This is a genomic window from Streptomyces sp. NPDC043996 (genome assembly GCF_056435225.1).
This window is the reverse complement of record NZ_JBWKEY010000012.1, coordinates 101,155-116,550: the sequence shown is the minus strand read 5'-3', so window position 1 is coordinate 116,550 and position 15,396 is coordinate 101,155. Positions and strand designations below refer to the sequence as shown.

Here is a 15,396-nt window from a genome sequence, read left to right as displayed (position 1 = left end):
GGAAAGAGACGCGACGCAGCCGGCCGATCCGTGGAAGCCGGGCCTACTCAAGACACGCAGGAGCAAGTGGTGATCGAAGAGACCCTCCTCGAGGCCGAGGAGAAGATGGAGAAGGCCGTCGTGGTCGCCAAGGAGGACTTCGCCGCGATCCGCACCGGCCGTGCGCACCCGGCGATGTTCAACAAGATCGTGGCCGACTACTACGGCGCGCTGACGCCGATCAACCAGCTGGCCTCGTTCTCGGTGCCCGAGCCGCGCATGGCGGTGGTGACCCCGTTCGACAAGAGCGCGCTGCGCAACATCGAGCAGGCCATCCGCGACTCCGACCTCGGCGTCAACCCGAGCAACGACGGCAACATCATCCGGGTGACGTTCCCCGAGCTCACCGAGGAGCGCCGCCGCGACTACATCAAGGTCGCCAAGGCCAAGGCCGAGGACTCGAAGGTGTCGATCCGCTCCGTGCGCCGCAAGGCCAAGGACCTCCTCGACAAGGCGATCAAGGACGGTGACATCGGCGAGGACGAGGGCCGCCGCGCCGAGAAGGAACTCGACGACCTCACCTCCAAGTACGTCGCCCAGGTCGACGAGCTGCTCAAGCACAAGGAAGCCGAGCTGCTCGAGGTCTGACCCCGTGGGGTCCGACCGAGTCGAGCGACGTCTGATCTAGGTCTGAGGAATCCGATTCCGTGAACGACACTTCCTGGGGGGCGCCGTCCAGAGCCGGGTACTGGGGGGCGCCTGACCAGGGGCCGGTCCAGGGTGCTGCCCCGCTGGGTCCCGCACACGATGCGCACGCGCTGAATCCGTCAGAGACTCAGCCCATGCCCATCGTTCCCGACGTAGCCGCGAGCGGCGGACACCAGGACGACGACCGGGGGGCTGCTCAGCCGAGCGGCCCCCTGTTCCGTGACGAGCCGCAGCCCGCGCAGAAGCCGCAGGAGCCCATGACCGGCGCACCACAGCCCGCCCCCGCCCCGCAGAAGAAGAGCGCGGGCCGCGACCTCGGGGCGGCCATAGGGGTGGGCGTGGGCCTCGGTGCGGTGATCCTGGCGTCCCTGTTCATCCAGAAGGCCGTGTTCGTCGGCGTCATAGCGGTCGCCGTCGTGGTGGGCCTGTGGGAGCTCACCTCGCGCCTGCAGGAGCGCAAGGGCATCAAGGCCCCCCTCGTGCCGCTCGCGGTCGGCGGGGCGGCGATGGTCGTCGCCGGGTACGTGCGCGGCGCCGAGGGCGCCTGGGTGGCCATGTCGCTCACCGCGCTCGCGGTGCTCGTCTGGCGCATGACGGAGCCGCCCGAGGGCTATCTGAAGGACGTCACGGCGGGGGTCTTCGCCGCCTTCTACGTGCCCTTCCTGGCCACGTTCGTCGCCCTGATGCTCACGGCGGACGACGGCCCGCAGCGGGTGCTCACCTTCCTGATCCTGACCGTGGTCAGCGACACCGGCGCGTACGCGGTCGGCTGGCGGTTCGGCAGGCACAAGCTGGCGCCGCGCATCAGCCCCGGCAAGACCCGCGAGGGCCTGCTCGGCGCGATCGCCTTCGCCATGGCGGCGGGCGCGCTCTGCGTGCACTTCATGATCGACGACGGCACCTGGTGGCAGGGCCTGGTCCTCGGCCTCGCGGTGGCGGCCAGCGCGACCCTCGGCGACCTCGGCGAGTCCATGATCAAGCGCGACCTCGGCATCAAGGACATGGGCACGCTCCTTCCGGGCCACGGCGGCATCATGGACCGCCTCGACTCGCTGCTGCCGACGGCGCCGGTGGTGTGGTTGCTGCTTGTGGTGTTCGTCGGGTCGGGGTGACCCGGTCGGCTCCATGTGATCCCGGCTGAGCTGGGGTTTTGTCGGTGAGGGGTCCGTTGTCCACAGGCGGCGGGCCCTTCGTCGTATCTCTGGGAGAATGGACGCATCATGCCCAAGCCCGGAGAACTCACGTTTGTCGCGCCGCGCGGAGCCAAGAAGCCACCGCGGCACCTCGCCGACCTCACGCCCGCCGAGCGCAAGGAAGCCGTCGCCGCCATCGGCGAGAAGCCGTTCCGCGCCAAGCAGCTCTCGCAGCACTACTTCGCGCGGTACGCCCACGACCCCGAGCAGTGGACGGACATCCCCGCCGGTGCCCGCGGCAAGCTCCAGGAGTCGCTGCTTCCGGAGCTGATGTCGGTCGTGCGGCACATCAGCTGCGATGACGACACCACCCGCAAGACGCTGTGGCGGCTGTTCGACGGCACGCTGGTCGAGTCGGTGCTCATGCGGTATCCCGACCGGGTCACCATGTGCATCAGCTCCCAGGCGGGCTGCGGCATGAACTGCCCGTTCTGCGCCACCGGCCAGGCGGGCCTCGACCGGAACCTGTCCACCGCCGAGATCGTGCACCAGATCGTGGACGGCATGCGGGCCCTGCGCGACGGCGAGATCCCGGGCGGCCCCGCGCGCCTCAGCAACATCGTCTTCATGGGCATGGGCGAGCCGCTGGCCAACTACAACCGCGTGGTGGGCGCGATCCGCCGCCTCACCGACCCCGAGCCGGACGGCGTGGGCCTCTCCCAGCGCGGCATCACCGTGTCGACGGTCGGCCTGGTGCCCGCCATCCACCGGTTCGCCGACGAGGGCTTCAAGTGCCGCCTCGCGATCTCCCTGCACGCGCCGGACGACGAGCTGCGCGACACCCTCGTCCCGGTGAACACGCGCTGGAAGGTCCGCGAGGTCCTGGACGCCGGCTGGGAGTACGCGGCGAAGTCGGGCCGCCGCCTGTCCATCGAGTACGCGCTGATCCGGGACATCAACGACCACGCGTGGCGCGGCGACCGCCTCGGGCGGCTGCTCAAGGGCAAGCCGGTGCACGTGAACCTGATCCCGCTCAACCCCACCCCGGGCTCGAAGTGGACGGCGTCGCGCCCCGAGGACGAGAAGGCGTTCGTCGAGGCCATCGCCGCCCACGGGGTGCCGGTGACCGTCCGCGACACCCGCGGCCAGGAGATCGACGGGGCCTGCGGCCAGCTCGCGGCGGCCGAGCGGTAGAGCGGTACGCTGACCGAAAGACAACCGCATATTCCACACATGCAGGCACCTGCATGTGCCGACAGGGGAGCGCCACAGCGCTGAGAGTGCGGCATCCGGCACCGGACGGCCGCAGACCCTCTGAACCTCGCCCAGGTCATTCTGGGTAGGAAGTTCGGTCACCACTCAAGCTGTTGCGCCCTGCCCGGGACCCGGTCGACGGTCCCGGGCGGGGCCGCGTCTCTTCCTGGTCATCTCCAGGAGGAATGAACTCACGTGAGCATCACCAAGAAGGTCACCGTCACCGCGGCCGCGGTGGGCCTCGGGCTCGTGGCGGTCACCGCGTGCGGATCGGACGACGGGGACTCCGCGAAGGACTCCAAGGACGTCACGCTCGTCACCCACGAGTCCTTCAACGTCTCCAAGGACGTCCTCAAGGACTTCGAGAAGGCTTCCGGCTACAAGGTCCGCCTGCTCAAGGACGGCGACGCGGGCGCCGCCGTGAACAAGGCGATCCTCTCCAAGGGCAACCCGCAGGGCGACGTGTTCTTCGGCGTCGACAACACCCTGCTGTCCCGCGCCCTCGACAACGGCCTCTTCCAGCCGTACGAGGCCAAGGGCGCGGACCAGGTCCTGCCCGCCTACCGGGCCGACGAGGGCAAGCACCGCGTGACCCCGGTCGACAGCGGCGACATCTGCGTCAACTACGACAAGAAGTACTTCGCCGACAAGAAGCTGGCCCCGCCGAAGACCCTCGACGACCTGGTCAAGCCCGCGTACAAGAACCTCCTTGTCACCGAGAACGCCTCGACCTCGTCCCCCGGCCTCGGCTTCCTGCTCGGCACCGCCGCGAAGTACGGCGACGACGGCTGGCAGGACTACTGGAAGAAGCTCAAGGACAACGGCGTCAAGGTCGTCGACGGCTGGACGCAGGCCTACGACCAGGAGTTCTCCGGCTCCGCGGGCGGCAAGAAGGCGGGCGGCGACCGTCCGCTCGTGGTGTCGTACGCCTCCTCGCCGCCCGTGGAGGTCCTGTACGCCAAGCCGCAGCCGAAGACCGCCCCGACCGGCGTCGCCACCGGCACCTGCTTCCGTCAGGTCGAGTACGCCGGGCTGCTCACCGGTGCCAAGAACGCCGAGGGCGGCAAGGCGCTCCTCGACTTCCTGCTGACCAAGCGGTTCCAGGAGGACATGCCGCTGAACATGTTCGTGAACCCGGTGCGCGAAGGCGCCAAGGTGCCCGAGCTGTTCACGAAGCACGGCGTCGAGGTCGACAAGCCGTACACCATGGACCCGAAGAAGATCGCCGACAACCGCGAGCCGTGGGTCAAGTCGTGGACCTCGCTCGTTCTGAAGTGACCGAGGCCCCGGCCCGCCGGGGCCGGTGGCTCACCCGGGGAGGCGCGGCGCGGCTCGGCCTGATGGCCCTGCCCGTCGCGTTCTTCGCCGTCTTCTTCGCCTACCCGGTCGCCATGATCGTCGCGCGCGGCCTGAAGGCGGACGGCGCCTGGCAGTTCGGGCGGTTCACCGAGGTGCTCGGCCAGTCCGACATCCAGCACGTCCTGTGGTTCACCACCTGGCAGGCGCTCGCGTCGACCGGGCTCACGCTGCTGCTCGCGCTCCCCGGCGCGTATGTCTTCGCGCGCTTCCACTTCCCCGGCAAGCAGCTCCTCCGGGCCGTCGTCACCGTGCCGTTCGTGCTGCCGACCGTCGTCGTGGGCACGGCCTTCCTCGCGGTCCTCGGGCGCGGCGGGCTCCTCGACGAGCTGTGGGGCGTGCGCCTGGACACCACGGTGTGGGCGATCCTGCTCGCGCACGTCTTCTTCAACTACGCCGTCGTCGTCCGCACGGTCGGCGGCCTGTGGGCCCAGCTCGACCCGCGCCAGGAGGAGGCCGCCCGTGTGCTCGGCGCCTCCCGGGCGCGCGCCTGGCGGACGGTGACGCTGCCCGCGCTCACGCCCGCCGTGGCCGCCGCCGCGCTCATGGTCTTCCTGTTCACCTTCACCTCCTTCGGCGTCGTACAGATCCTCGGCGGCCCCACGTACGCGACGCTCGAAGTGGAGATCTACCGGCAGACGGCCAACCTGCTCGACCTGCCGACCGCCGCCGTGCTGACGCTCGTGCAGTTCGTTGCGGTCGGCGCGGTGCTCGCCGTGCACGCCTGGACCGTGCGCCGGCGCGAGAGCGCGCTGCGCCTCGTCGACCCGGCGGTGACGGCGCGCAGGCCGCGCGGGGCCGGGCAGTGGGGCCTGCTCGGCTTCGTCCTGCTGACCGTGGCGGCGCTGGTCCTGCTGCCGCTCGGCGTCCTGGTGCAGCGCTCCCTCGACGCCCCCGGCGGCTACGGCTTCGCGTACTACCGGCAGCTCACCTCCACCGAGGGCGGCGCCTTCCTGGTCCCGCCGGTCGACGCGATCGGGAACTCGCTGCGGTACGCGGCCGTCGCCACGCTCATCGCGCTGGTCGTCGGCGGGCTCGCGGCCACCGCCCTGACCCGGCGCGCGGGCCGGTTCGTACGCGGGTTCGACGCGCTGCTCATGCTGCCGCTCGGCGTGTCCGCGGTGACCGTGGGCTTCGGGTTCCTGATCGCCCTCGACGAGCCGCCGCTCGACCTGCGGGCGTCGTGGTTCCTGGTGCCGCTCGCGCAGGCCCTCGTGGGCGTTCCCTTCGTGGTGCGCACGATGCTGCCCGTCCTGCGGGCGGTGGACGGACGGCTGCGCGAGGCGGCCGCCGTGCTCGGCGCGTCCCCGCTGCGGGCCTGGCGGGAGGTGGACCTGCCGCTGGTGCGGCGCGCGCTGCTCATCGCGGCCGGGTTCGCGTTCGCGGTGTCGCTCGGCGAGTTCGGCGCGACGGTGTTCATCGCGCGGCCCGACAACCCGACCCTGCCCGTCGCCGTGGCCCGGCTCTTCGGGCGCCCAGGCGACCTCAACTACGGCCAGGCGATGGCCCTTTCCACGATTCTGATGGTGGTGTGCGCGGTGTCGCTCCTGCTCCTGGAACGGCTGCGCACCACCCGCACGACGGGAGAGTTCTGATGACCGCCACGGCTGCCGCCACGGCCACCGCCACGGACGGGGCCGACGCGCTGCTGCGGCTCGAGGAGGCCACCGTGCGCTTCGGCGGGCGCGCCGTGCTCGACGGCGTCGGCCTCGACGTCGCCGAGCACGAGACCGTGTGCGTGCTCGGGCCGAGCGGCAGCGGCAAGTCCACCCTCCTGCGGGCCGTCGCCGGGCTCCAGCGCCTGGACGCCGGGCGGGTCCTGCTCGGCGGGCGCGACCAGGGCGGGGTGCCCACGCACAAGCGGGGCGTCGGCCTCATGTTCCAGGACCACCAGCTGTTCCCGCAGCGGGACGTGGCGGGCAACGTCGCCTTCGGGCTGCGCATGCGCGGCGCGCCGCGCGCCGAGCAGGCCCTGCGGGTCGCGGAACTCCTCGACCTGGTGGGCCTGCCGGGCGCCCAGAAGCGGGCCGTCGCCTCCCTGTCCGGCGGTGAGCAGCAGCGGGTGGCGCTCGCGCGGGCCCTCGCGCCCCGGCCCCGGCTGCTGATGCTCGACGAGCCGCTCGGCCAGCTCGACCGCTCGCTGCGCGAGCGCCTGGTCGCCGAACTCCGGGAGCTGTTCCAGGAGTTGGGCACGACCGTGCTCGCGGTCACGCACGACCAGGGGGAGGCGTTCGCGCTCGCCGACCGGGTCGTGGTGATGCGGGACGGCCGGATCGCCCAGTCCGGCACGCCCCTTGAGGTCTGGCGCAGGCCCGCCGACGAGTTCGTGGCGCGCTTCCTCGGCTTCGACAACGTGGTCGACGCGAGTGTCACCGGCGGGTCCGCCGAGACCGCCTGGGGCAAGGTCCCGGTGCCGGACGGCACGGCGGACGGCCGCTGCCGACTGCTCGTACGGCCCGCGGGCGTACGGCTCGTGGCGGCGGACGCGGGGCTCGCGTGCGTGGTGACGGGGCGGACGTTCCGGGGCACGCACGTCGCCGTGCGCCTGGAGCCCGTCGACGGTGAGGGCGTGCCGCGCATCGAGGCGGCGTGCGGGCTGCGGGAGGCGCCGGAGCCGGGCGCGCGGGTGGGCGTGCGCTTCGCCGCGGAGGAAATCGTCGTACTACGGAGGAAAACGTCGTACTGAGGCGGGCGGCCAGCCTTAGTGTCGAGGGATGACCACTCTCGCGTACGAGCGCTACTGCGCCGAGGTCGCCGTGCAGCTGCGGAGCCTGCGGGCGGCGCTGCACGGGGCCGACCTGTCCGTGACGGTGCCGACCTGCCCCGACTGGACCCTCGACCAGCTGGTGCGGCACGCGGGCGGCGCGGTGCGCTGGGTCGAACTGCACGTGCGCACCCGGGCGAAGGCGAACATCCCGAGCGAGGACGTGCCCGGCTTCGAGGGCCCGGAGGGCACAGGACCGGCCGCGCTCGACGCCTGGCTCGCCGAGACCGCCGAGCGGTTCGGCGAGACCATGCGGGGCGCCCAGGCCGACACCCCGGTGTGGACCTGGGCGGGCGAGGGCACCGCCGGGTTCTGGGCGCGGCGGATGACGCACGAGGTGGCGATCCACCGGGCGGACGCGGAGATCGCCGCGGGCGTGGAGTACGCGCTCGCGCCGGAGGTCGCCGTGGACGCGATCGACGAGTGGCTAGAGATCGTGCGGTACGCGCAGCGCTCCAAGATGGGCAAGCGGGCGGGTGAGCTGCGCGGCGAGGGCCGCACCCTGCATCTGCACGCGACGGACGCGGGGCCCGAACTGGGCGCCGAGTGGACCATCACGCTCGGCCCGGACGGGGTCGCCTGGGAGCACGGGCACACGAAGGCGGACGTCGCGCTGCGCGGGCCGCTGACGGAGGTGCTGCTCGCCTTCTACCGGCGGCGGTCGCTGGACTCGGGGCGGGTCGAGGTGCTGGGGGACCGGGGGCTGCTGGAGTTCTGGCTGGAGCGGGCTTCGTTTGGGTGAGGGTGGAGGTGGGGCGTGGTCCGCTGGTTTCAGCCGGTCTGTCGGGTCAGCGACGCCAGTGTCTCCGCGGCCTCGTCCACGTCGTCCACCAGCGCGATCCGCGGGGCCATCGGGCGGCCCTCGGCCAGGGCCCGCAGCAGGGGCCACGCCGGGAGCCGGGCCGTCCAGTGGTCCCGGCCCACGAGGACCATCGGGGTGGGCTCGCCGCGCGACTCGTAGTAGTTGGGCGTCGCGTTGTCGAAGATCTCCTGGACGGTCCCTGCGGCTCCGGGCAGGAAGATGACGCCTGCGGTCGAGCGGGTGAGCAGCCCGTCCTCGCGGGTGGCGTTGGCGAAGTACTTCGCGAGGTGCGCGGCGAAGGCGTTCGGCGGCTCGTGGCCGTAGAACCAGGTGGGGATGCCCACGGAGGGACCGCCGTCCGGCCACCGCTCGCGCACGGCGAACGCGGCCCTCGCCCACGCGGTGACCGACGGCGTGAACGACGGCGCCTTGGCGAGCAGTTCGAGCGATGCGTCCAGCATGGCGTCGTCGTACGCGGCGGCGTACCCGCCGAGGTTCGCCGCCTCCATGGCGCCCGGGCCGCCGCCCGTCGCCACCGTGAACCCGGCGCGCGCCAGGGCGCGCCCGAGCCGGGCCGCGCCCGCGTACGCGTCCGTGCCGCGGGCCAGCGCGTGGCCGCCCATGACGCCCACCACGCGGGCGCCGCGCAGCAGTTCGTCGAGCGCGTCGGAGATGGCGTCGTCGTGGACCGCGCGCAGCATCGAGGCGAAGACGTCGCCGTCGGCCTTCGTCCGCTGGAACCAGGCGTGGGCGCGGGCGTCCGGAGTCGCCTCGTAGCCCCCGTCGGCCAGGCCCGCGTACAGGTCGCCGGGCGGGTAGAGCCGGGCGCGGTACGGGTCGAAGGGCAGCCCCGGCACGGGCGGGAAGACCAGTGCCCCTGAGGCCCGCACATGGGCCGCCGCGTCCTGGCGCATGGGGCAGCCCAGGAAGACGGCGTCCGTGGTGTCGGCCGTGAGCAGGGCCTTCGTACGGTCCGTCAGGTCGACGGCCTGGACGCGGCAGCCGGTGAGCGAGCCGTGGTCCGCGATGACCGCGTCGAACTGGGCCAGCGTTTCGATCTCGCGGGCGCGGCCACGCGCTGGCCCGGGGCGGGCCGGTCCGCTCAGCCCTCGGCCTGCGCCGGGTCCATCCACATGATCTCCCAGGTGTGGCCGTCCAGGTCGTCGAACGACCGGCCGTACATGAAGCCGTAGTCCTGCGTCCGGCCCGCCGTGCCGCCCGCCGAGACGGCCTTGTCGACCAGGGTGTCGACCGCGGCGCGGCTCTCGGCGCTCAGACACAGCAGGACCTCGCTGGTCTTCTTGGAGTCCGCGATCTCCTTGGTCGTGAAGTCCTGGTAGCGCGGCTTGCTCAGGAGCATCGCGACGATCGTGTCGCTGATGACGACGCAGGCGCAGTCGTCCGAGGAGAACTGGGGGTTGAGGGTGTAGCCGAGCTCCGTGAAGAACTTCTGGGAGGCGGTGACGTCGGCGACGGCCAGGTTCACGAAGATCATCTGCTGGGTCATGGGGTGTCTCCCGAGGGGTGTGAGGTGGGGTGGGTGGGTTGTGCTCCTTACGAAGAGGTAGACGGGTGGGTGGGGCGGGACTCATCGATCGGGGGAAAGTTTTTTCGGGTGGGTGTGGGTGTGGGTGTGGGTGTGGGTGCGGGTGCGGGTGGGTGGTCCTCGCGGTGCGCCCCAGGCCCGCCCCTTCCCGAAACCGGGGCTGCCGCCCCGGGCCCCGCCCACAAGCATTGGCGCTTCGCGCCTCGTCCTCAAACGCCGGACGGGCTTGATGTTCAGCTCGTGAGGGGCATGGCCGCAAGTTCCGCCACTGTCCAGGTCAGGGGGATGAAGACCGCTGCCAGCGCGGCTGTTCTCAGGGCCGCTGAGGCGCGGAGGAGGGTGGCGGGGGCGCCTAGGCGGTGGAGGGCCGCCTGGGTGGGGGCGCGGGTGTGGCGGGCCTGGGTCGCGGCGGTGGCGAGGGTGAGGACCGTGCAGCCCGCGATGAGGAGGGAGCCCAGGGTGGTGAGGGGGCCGATGTCCGCGTGGCCCGTGGCGGCGTGGAGGGTGCCCGCCGCGTACGCCGCCGACGCCACCGCGCACACCACGCCCAGGGGCTGGCCGATCCGCCGGGCCTCGCGCATCAGGACGCGCCCGGCGAGCAGCCGAAGGGCGCCGGGCCGCACCGCCTGGAGCAGCCTGCCGCACAGATGGGTGAGGCCGGGCCCGGCGACGGCGAGGCCGGTCGCGGTGAGCGCCCATCCGGCGAGCACCTCGGCGGGGCTGCCGCCGAGGTTGCCGGGCATGCGGAGACCGCCGCCGCCGTCGGCCCCGCTCGCGTACGTCTCGACGGCGAGCCCGGCGGCGAGCAGCGCGACGCCCCAGGGCAGCCCGCCGGGCGCGGGGGCGGGCGCGTCGGGGTCGGGCGGCTCCTCGCCGGGCTTCGTGCGGCGCGGACGCAGCGCGAGCGCGGCGGCGACCGACGCGGCGACCGGTACGAGCGCGAGCAGGGTGAGGGCGGCGGCGAGCGGCAGCGGCCGGTCGGCGGCGAGGAGTTCACCGGCGGCGCCGTCGAAGGGCAGGCCGGTCAGGTCGCCGCGCAGATGCAGGAAGAACAGCAGCGCGACCATGGAGCCGAGCGCGCAGGCCACGGCGGTGGTCATGGCGGAGACGACCATGAGCCGCCCGGGGCCGAGGCCGACCGAGGCCAGGCCGGGGCGGGGCTTGGTGCCCGGGTCGGTGCGGGCCACGGCGACGGCGAAGTACACGGTGGCGGCGAGCGGCAGGGCGCACCAGGCGAGGCGCAGCGCGGAGCCGGTGGACCCCGGGTGGCTAAGGGCGTGGCCGAGCGCGCACAGGAGCAGGAACCCGGTCCCGGCGGCGGCGGTGGCGACGAGCAGCCGGCGCAGCAGGACCAGCGGGTGGGCGCCGCGGGCTAGACGGAGAGCGAGCACGCGGCCCGGCCTTCCGCGGGGGAGGAGACGGCGGCGAGGGTGTCGTCCGGCAGGTGGACCGTGTGGACGCGCCGCCCGTCGAGCAGCGCGACCGTGCGGTCGGCGAGGGTGGCGACCTCCGCGTCGTGCGTGGCGAGGACGACAGTGATGCCGTGCGAGCGGGCGGCGGTGGTGAGGGTGCGCAGCACGTGCGCGCGGTCGGCGCGGTGCAGGGGCGCCGTGGGTTCGTCGGCGAAGAGCACGGCGGGCGTGGCGGCCAGGGCGCGGGCGACGGACACGCGCTGGCACTCGGCGCGGGTGAGCGCGTGCGGGCGCTTGCGGGCGCAGTCACCGGCGTCGAGGCGCTCCAGCCACTCCAGGGCGGCGCGTTTGGCGGTGCGGTGCGGGGCGCCGCGCAGGAGCAGCGCGAGCGCGGCGTTCTCCCAGCCGGTCAGCTCGGGCACGAGCTGGGGTTCGGGGTCGATCCAGCCGAACCGGTCGCGGCGCAGCCGTTCGCGCGCGAGGGGGCTCATGGTGTGCACCGGCACGGAGTTGAACCAGACCTCGCCCTGCCCCGGCGGCAGTTGGGCGGACAGGCAGCGCAGCAGGGTGGTCTTGCCGCTGCCGCGCGGGCCGCCGACGGCGAGGATCTCGCCCTCGCGGACACCGAGCGAGACGCCGGTGAGCGCGGGAGAGCCGTTGAGCGTGACGTGCAGGGCGCGTGCCCACAGCACGTCGTTGTCCGGCGGGGCCACCATCGCGTACACCTCGGTTCAGATCAGATTGCCTCCCCCGTACGGGGGAACGAAGGCTGGGCCGATCGGTCACTGGGCACGCTAGGGATTCGGCGCCGGGCGCCGGACAAGGACGCGGCCCGGGTGCGCCCATCCCACTCGGATGGGCGCACCCGGGCCGTGCCGGGGTGACGGGTCAGATCTTGGTCCAGGCCTCGGTGAGGACCTGGCGGACGATCGACTCGATCTCGTCGAAGGTGGACTGGTCCGAGATCAGCGGCGGCGACAGCTGGATGACGGGGTCGCCGCGGTCGTCGGCGCGGCAGTACAGGCCGTACTCGAAGAGCTTCTTGGAGACGAAGCCGTACAGGATCCGCTCGGACTCCTCGTCCGTGAAGGACTCCTTGGTGGCCTTGTCCTTCACCAGCTCGATGCCGTAGAAGAAGCCGTTGCCGCGGACGTCGCCGACGATCGGCAGGTCGTGCAGCTTCTGGAGGGTGCTCAGGAACGCGCCCTCGTTGTCGAGCACGTGCTGGTTGAGGCCCTCGCGCTCGAAGAGGTCGAGGTTGGCGAGGCCGACGGCCGCGGAGACCGGGTGGCCGCCGAAGGTGTAGCCGTGCAGGAAGGTGTTGTCGCCCTTGTAGAACGGCTCGGCGATGCGGTCGGAGACGATCGCGGCGCCGATCGGGGAGTAGCCCGAGGTCATGCCCTTGGCGCAGGTGATGATGTCGGGGACGTAGCCGAACTTGTCGCAGGCGAACATCGTGCCGAGGCGGCCGAAGGCGCAGATGACCTCGTCCGAGACGAGAAGCACGCCGTACTTGTCGCAGATCTCGCGCACCCGCTGGAAGTAGCCGGGCGGGGGCGGGAAGCAGCCGCCCGCGTTCTGCACCGGCTCAAGGAAGACCGCGGCGACGGTCTCGGGGCCCTCGAAGAGGATCTCCTGCTCGATCTGGTCGGCGGCCCAGCGGCCGAAGGCCTCGGGGTCGTCGCCGTGGATCGGGGCGCGGTAGATGTTGGTGTTGGGGACCTTGTGGGCGCCGGGCACGAGCGGCTCGAAGGGGGCCTTCAGGGCGGGCAGGCCGGTGATGGCGAGGGCGCCCTGCGGGGTGCCGTGGTAGGCGACCGCGCGCGAGATGACCTTGTACTTCGTGGGGTTGCCGGTGAGCTTGTGGTACTGCTTCGCCAGCTTCCAGGCGGTCTCGACGGCCTCGCCGCCGCCGGTGGTGAAGAAGACCTTGTTCAGGTCGCCGGGCGCGTAGTGGGCGAGGCGTTCCGCCAGTTCCACGGCGCTCGGGTGGGCGTACGACCAGATGGGGAAGAAGGCGAGGTCGGCGGCCTGCTTGGCGGCGACTTCGGCGAGCTCCCTGCGGCCGTGCCCGGCCTGGACCACGAACAGGCCCGCGAGACCGTCGAGGTACTTCTTTCCCTTGTCGTCGTAGATGTAGGTGCCTTCACCGCGGACGATGGTGGGCACCGGCGCGTTCTCGTACGACGACATGCGCGTGAAGTGCATCCACAGGTGGTCGTACGCGGTTTTGCTGAGGTCCTTGCTCACGGCTATCGGGTTCCCCACATGTAGGTCTGCTTCTTCAGCTTGAGGTAGACGAAGCTCTCGGTGGAGCGCACGCCGGGGAGCGCGCGGATCCGCTTGTTGATGACGTCGAGCAGATGGTCGTCGTCCTCGCAGACGATCTCCACGAGCAGGTCGTGCGAGCCCGCGGTCATCACCACGTACTCCGCCTCGGGCATCGCGGCGACCGCGTCGGCGACCGGGTCCACATCGCCCTCCACGTTGATGCCGACCATCGCCTGCCGCCGGAAGCCCACGGTGAGCGGGTCCGTGACGGCGACGATCTGCATCACACCCTGGTCGAGGAGCTTCTGGACGCGCTGGCGCACGGCCGCCTCGGACAGGCCGACGGCCTTGCCGATGGCGGCGTACGGACGGCGGCCGTCCTCCTGGAGCTGCTCGATGATCGCCAGGGAGACGGCGTCGATCGTCGGGGATCCGCTCGGGCCGCGGGGGCTGGGGTCTGCGCTTCGACTGGCCACGACTTCACTGTGCACGACGTCTCGACAGTTCCGCAAGCCCGGATCAATGAAATTCGTTGTGGATGGTGCGTGGAAGCACGGATTTCGCAGTGATGGGCAGCTGGGTATGTTGAAAGCGTCGGTGTACGGACTAGGGTGGTGTCTCATCCACTGGACACTGACTGGAGGGCCGGAAGTGAGCACCGAGCTGCGGCGTCTGCGCAACTACATCGACGGAGAATTCCGGGACGCGGCCGACGGGCGGACCACCGAGGTGATCAACCCGGCGACCGGTGAGGCGTACGCCGAGGCGCCGCTGTCCGGCCAGGCCGACGTCGACGCGGCCATGAAGGCCGCCGCCGACGCCTTCCCCGCCTGGCGCGACCTCGTGCCCGCGGAGCGGCAGAAGGCCCTGCTGAAGATCGCGGACGCCTTCGAGGAGCGCGCCGAGGAGCTCATCGCCGCCGAGGTCGAGAACACGGGCAAGCCGATCGGCCTGACCCGCTCCGAAGAGATCCCGCCGATGGTCGACCAGATCCGCTTCTTCGCGGGCGCGGCCCGGATGCTGGAGGGCCGCGCCGCCGGTGAGTACATGGAGGGCCTGACCTCCATCATCCGCCGCGAGCCGGTCGGCGTCTGCGCGCAGGTCGCGCCGTGGAACTACCCGATGATGATGGCCGTGTGGAAGTTCGCCCCGGCCCTCGCCGCGGGCAACACGGTCGTCCTGAAGCCCTCGGACACCACCCCGGCGTCGACCGTCCTGATGGCCGAGATCATCGGCTCGATCGTGCCGAAGGGCGTCTTCAACGTCATCACCGGCGACCGCGACACCGGCCGCATGATGGTCGAGCACTCCACCCCGGCGATGGCCTCCATCACCGGTTCGGTGCGCGCGGGCATGCAGGTCGCCGAGTCCGCCGCCAAGGACCTCAAGCGCGTGCACCTGGAGCTCGGCGGCAAGGCGCCCGTCGTGGTCTTCGAGGACACCGACATCGCCAAGGCCGTCGAGGGCATCTCGGCGGCGGGCTTCTTCAACGCGGGCCAGGACTGTACGGCCGCGACCCGCGTCCTGGTCCACGAGTCCATCCACGACGAGTTCGTGACCGCCCTCGCCAAGGCCGCCGCCGACACCAAGACGGGCCAGCCGGACGACGAGGACGTGCTGTACGGGCCGCTGAACAACGCCAACCAGCTGAAGCAGGTCTCCGGCTTCATCGAGCGCCTTCCCGCGCACGCCAAGGTCGAGGCGGGCGGCCACCGGGTCGGCGAGAAGGGCTACTTCTACGCGCCGACCGTCGTCTCCGGGCTCAAGCAGGACGACGAGATCATCCAGAACGAGGTCTTCGGCCCGGTCATCACCGTCCAGCCCTTCGCCGACGAGGCCGAGGCCGTCGCCCACGCCAACGGCGTCGACTACGCCCTCGCCTCCTCGGTGTGGACCAAGGACCACGCCCGCGCGATGCGCCTGTCCAAGGCCCTCGACTTCGGCTGCGTCTGGATCAACACGCACATCCCGCTGGTCGCGGAGATGCCGCACGGCGGCTTCAAGAAGTCCGGCTACGGCAAGGACCTGTCGGCGTACGGCTTCGACGACTACACCCGCATCAAGCACGTGATGACGTCGCTCGACTGACGTCGTTCGCCCCGCGCGGCCGACTCCGCGCGGGGCTGACGTTCTGAGTCGTCTTCGGGGCGGGCGGTGGACACCTTGTCCAT

General features: G+C 71.8%; 14 protein-coding genes. 8 read left to right on the top strand and 6 right to left on the bottom strand.

The genetic code is table 11. From position 1 onward, the window contains the following. Window positions 1-69 precede the first annotated feature (69 nt). From frr to AC07A4_RS28735, 7 genes are all read left to right on the top strand, one after another. Window positions 70-627 carry a ribosome recycling factor gene (gene frr, locus AC07A4_RS28765; RefSeq protein ID WP_478603896.1) on the top strand — a complete coding sequence of 186 codons (558 nt, stop codon included), beginning with the start codon at window positions 70-72 and terminating at the stop codon, window positions 625-627. A gap of 59 nt (window positions 628-686) precedes the next feature. After that, window positions 687-1,799, top strand: coding sequence for a phosphatidate cytidylyltransferase (locus tag AC07A4_RS28760; RefSeq protein ID WP_478603893.1), 1,113 nt, complete (start codon window positions 687-689; stop codon window positions 1,797-1,799). 108 nt (window positions 1,800-1,907) lie between these two features. Next, the gene (rlmN, locus tag AC07A4_RS28755; RefSeq protein ID WP_478603891.1) at window positions 1,908-3,014 is read left to right on the top strand and encodes a dual-specificity RNA methyltransferase RlmN; all 1,107 of its coding nucleotides are present in this window, start codon (window positions 1,908-1,910) and stop codon (window positions 3,012-3,014) included. Between the two features lie 255 nt (window positions 3,015-3,269). After that, window positions 3,270-4,352, top strand: coding sequence for a thiamine ABC transporter substrate-binding protein (locus tag AC07A4_RS28750; RefSeq protein ID WP_478603888.1), 1,083 nt, complete (start codon window positions 3,270-3,272; stop codon window positions 4,350-4,352). Beyond that, a complete protein-coding gene (locus AC07A4_RS28745; protein WP_478604322.1) occupies window positions 4,328-6,025 on the top strand; it encodes an ABC transporter permease in 1,698 nt (565 codons plus the stop codon). The genes AC07A4_RS28750 and AC07A4_RS28745 overlap by 25 nt, the downstream gene beginning before the upstream one ends. After that, the gene (locus AC07A4_RS28740; RefSeq protein WP_478603885.1) at window positions 6,025-7,116 is read left to right on the top strand and encodes an ABC transporter ATP-binding protein; all 1,092 of its coding nucleotides are present in this window, start codon (window positions 6,025-6,027) and stop codon (window positions 7,114-7,116) included. Before AC07A4_RS28745 ends, AC07A4_RS28740 begins: the two co-directional genes overlap by 1 nt. Window positions 7,117-7,144: 28 nt before the next feature. Further along, entirely contained in the window at window positions 7,145-7,936 is a 792-nt protein-coding gene (locus AC07A4_RS28735) for a maleylpyruvate isomerase family mycothiol-dependent enzyme (protein ID WP_478603882.1), read from the top strand. Window positions 7,937-7,965: 29 nt separating this feature from the next. Here the strand turns inward: AC07A4_RS28735 and AC07A4_RS28730 are convergent, their stop codons facing one another. The 6 genes from AC07A4_RS28730 to AC07A4_RS28705 form a co-directional block, all read right to left on the bottom strand. Further along, window positions 7,966-9,102: an LOG family protein gene (locus tag AC07A4_RS28730; RefSeq protein WP_478604319.1), complete on the bottom strand. Its 1,137-nt coding sequence runs from the start codon at window positions 9,100-9,102 to the stop codon at window positions 7,966-7,968. After that, window positions 9,099-9,503: a VOC family protein gene (locus AC07A4_RS28725; protein ID WP_478603880.1), complete on the bottom strand. Its 405-nt coding sequence runs from the start codon at window positions 9,501-9,503 to the stop codon at window positions 9,099-9,101. Before AC07A4_RS28725 ends, AC07A4_RS28730 begins: the two co-directional genes overlap by 4 nt. A 272-nt stretch (window positions 9,504-9,775) precedes the next feature. After that, a complete protein-coding gene (locus AC07A4_RS28720; protein WP_478603877.1) occupies window positions 9,776-10,933 on the bottom strand; it encodes a hypothetical protein in 1,158 nt (385 codons plus the stop codon). Then, entirely contained in the window at window positions 10,915-11,670 is a 756-nt protein-coding gene (locus tag AC07A4_RS28715) for an ABC transporter ATP-binding protein (RefSeq protein ID WP_478603875.1), read from the bottom strand. Before AC07A4_RS28715 ends, AC07A4_RS28720 begins: the two co-directional genes overlap by 19 nt. A gap of 172 nt (window positions 11,671-11,842) precedes the next feature. Next, window positions 11,843-13,222 carry an aspartate aminotransferase family protein gene (locus AC07A4_RS28710; RefSeq protein WP_478603873.1) on the bottom strand — a complete coding sequence of 460 codons (1,380 nt, stop codon included), beginning with the start codon at window positions 13,220-13,222 and terminating at the stop codon, window positions 11,843-11,845. Next, on the bottom strand, window positions 13,207-13,716 hold the full coding sequence (locus AC07A4_RS28705; RefSeq protein ID WP_478603871.1) for an Lrp/AsnC family transcriptional regulator: 510 nt from the start codon (window positions 13,714-13,716) through the stop codon (window positions 13,207-13,209). The genes AC07A4_RS28710 and AC07A4_RS28705 overlap by 16 nt, the downstream gene beginning before the upstream one ends. Window positions 13,717-13,876: 160 nt before the next feature. Between AC07A4_RS28705 and AC07A4_RS28700 the strand changes: the two genes are divergently transcribed. Further along, window positions 13,877-15,313 (top strand): gamma-aminobutyraldehyde dehydrogenase, encoded by a 1,437-nt coding sequence (locus tag AC07A4_RS28700; protein WP_478603868.1) that lies wholly within the window; start codon window positions 13,877-13,879, stop codon window positions 15,311-15,313. Window positions 15,314-15,396 lie beyond the last annotated feature (83 nt).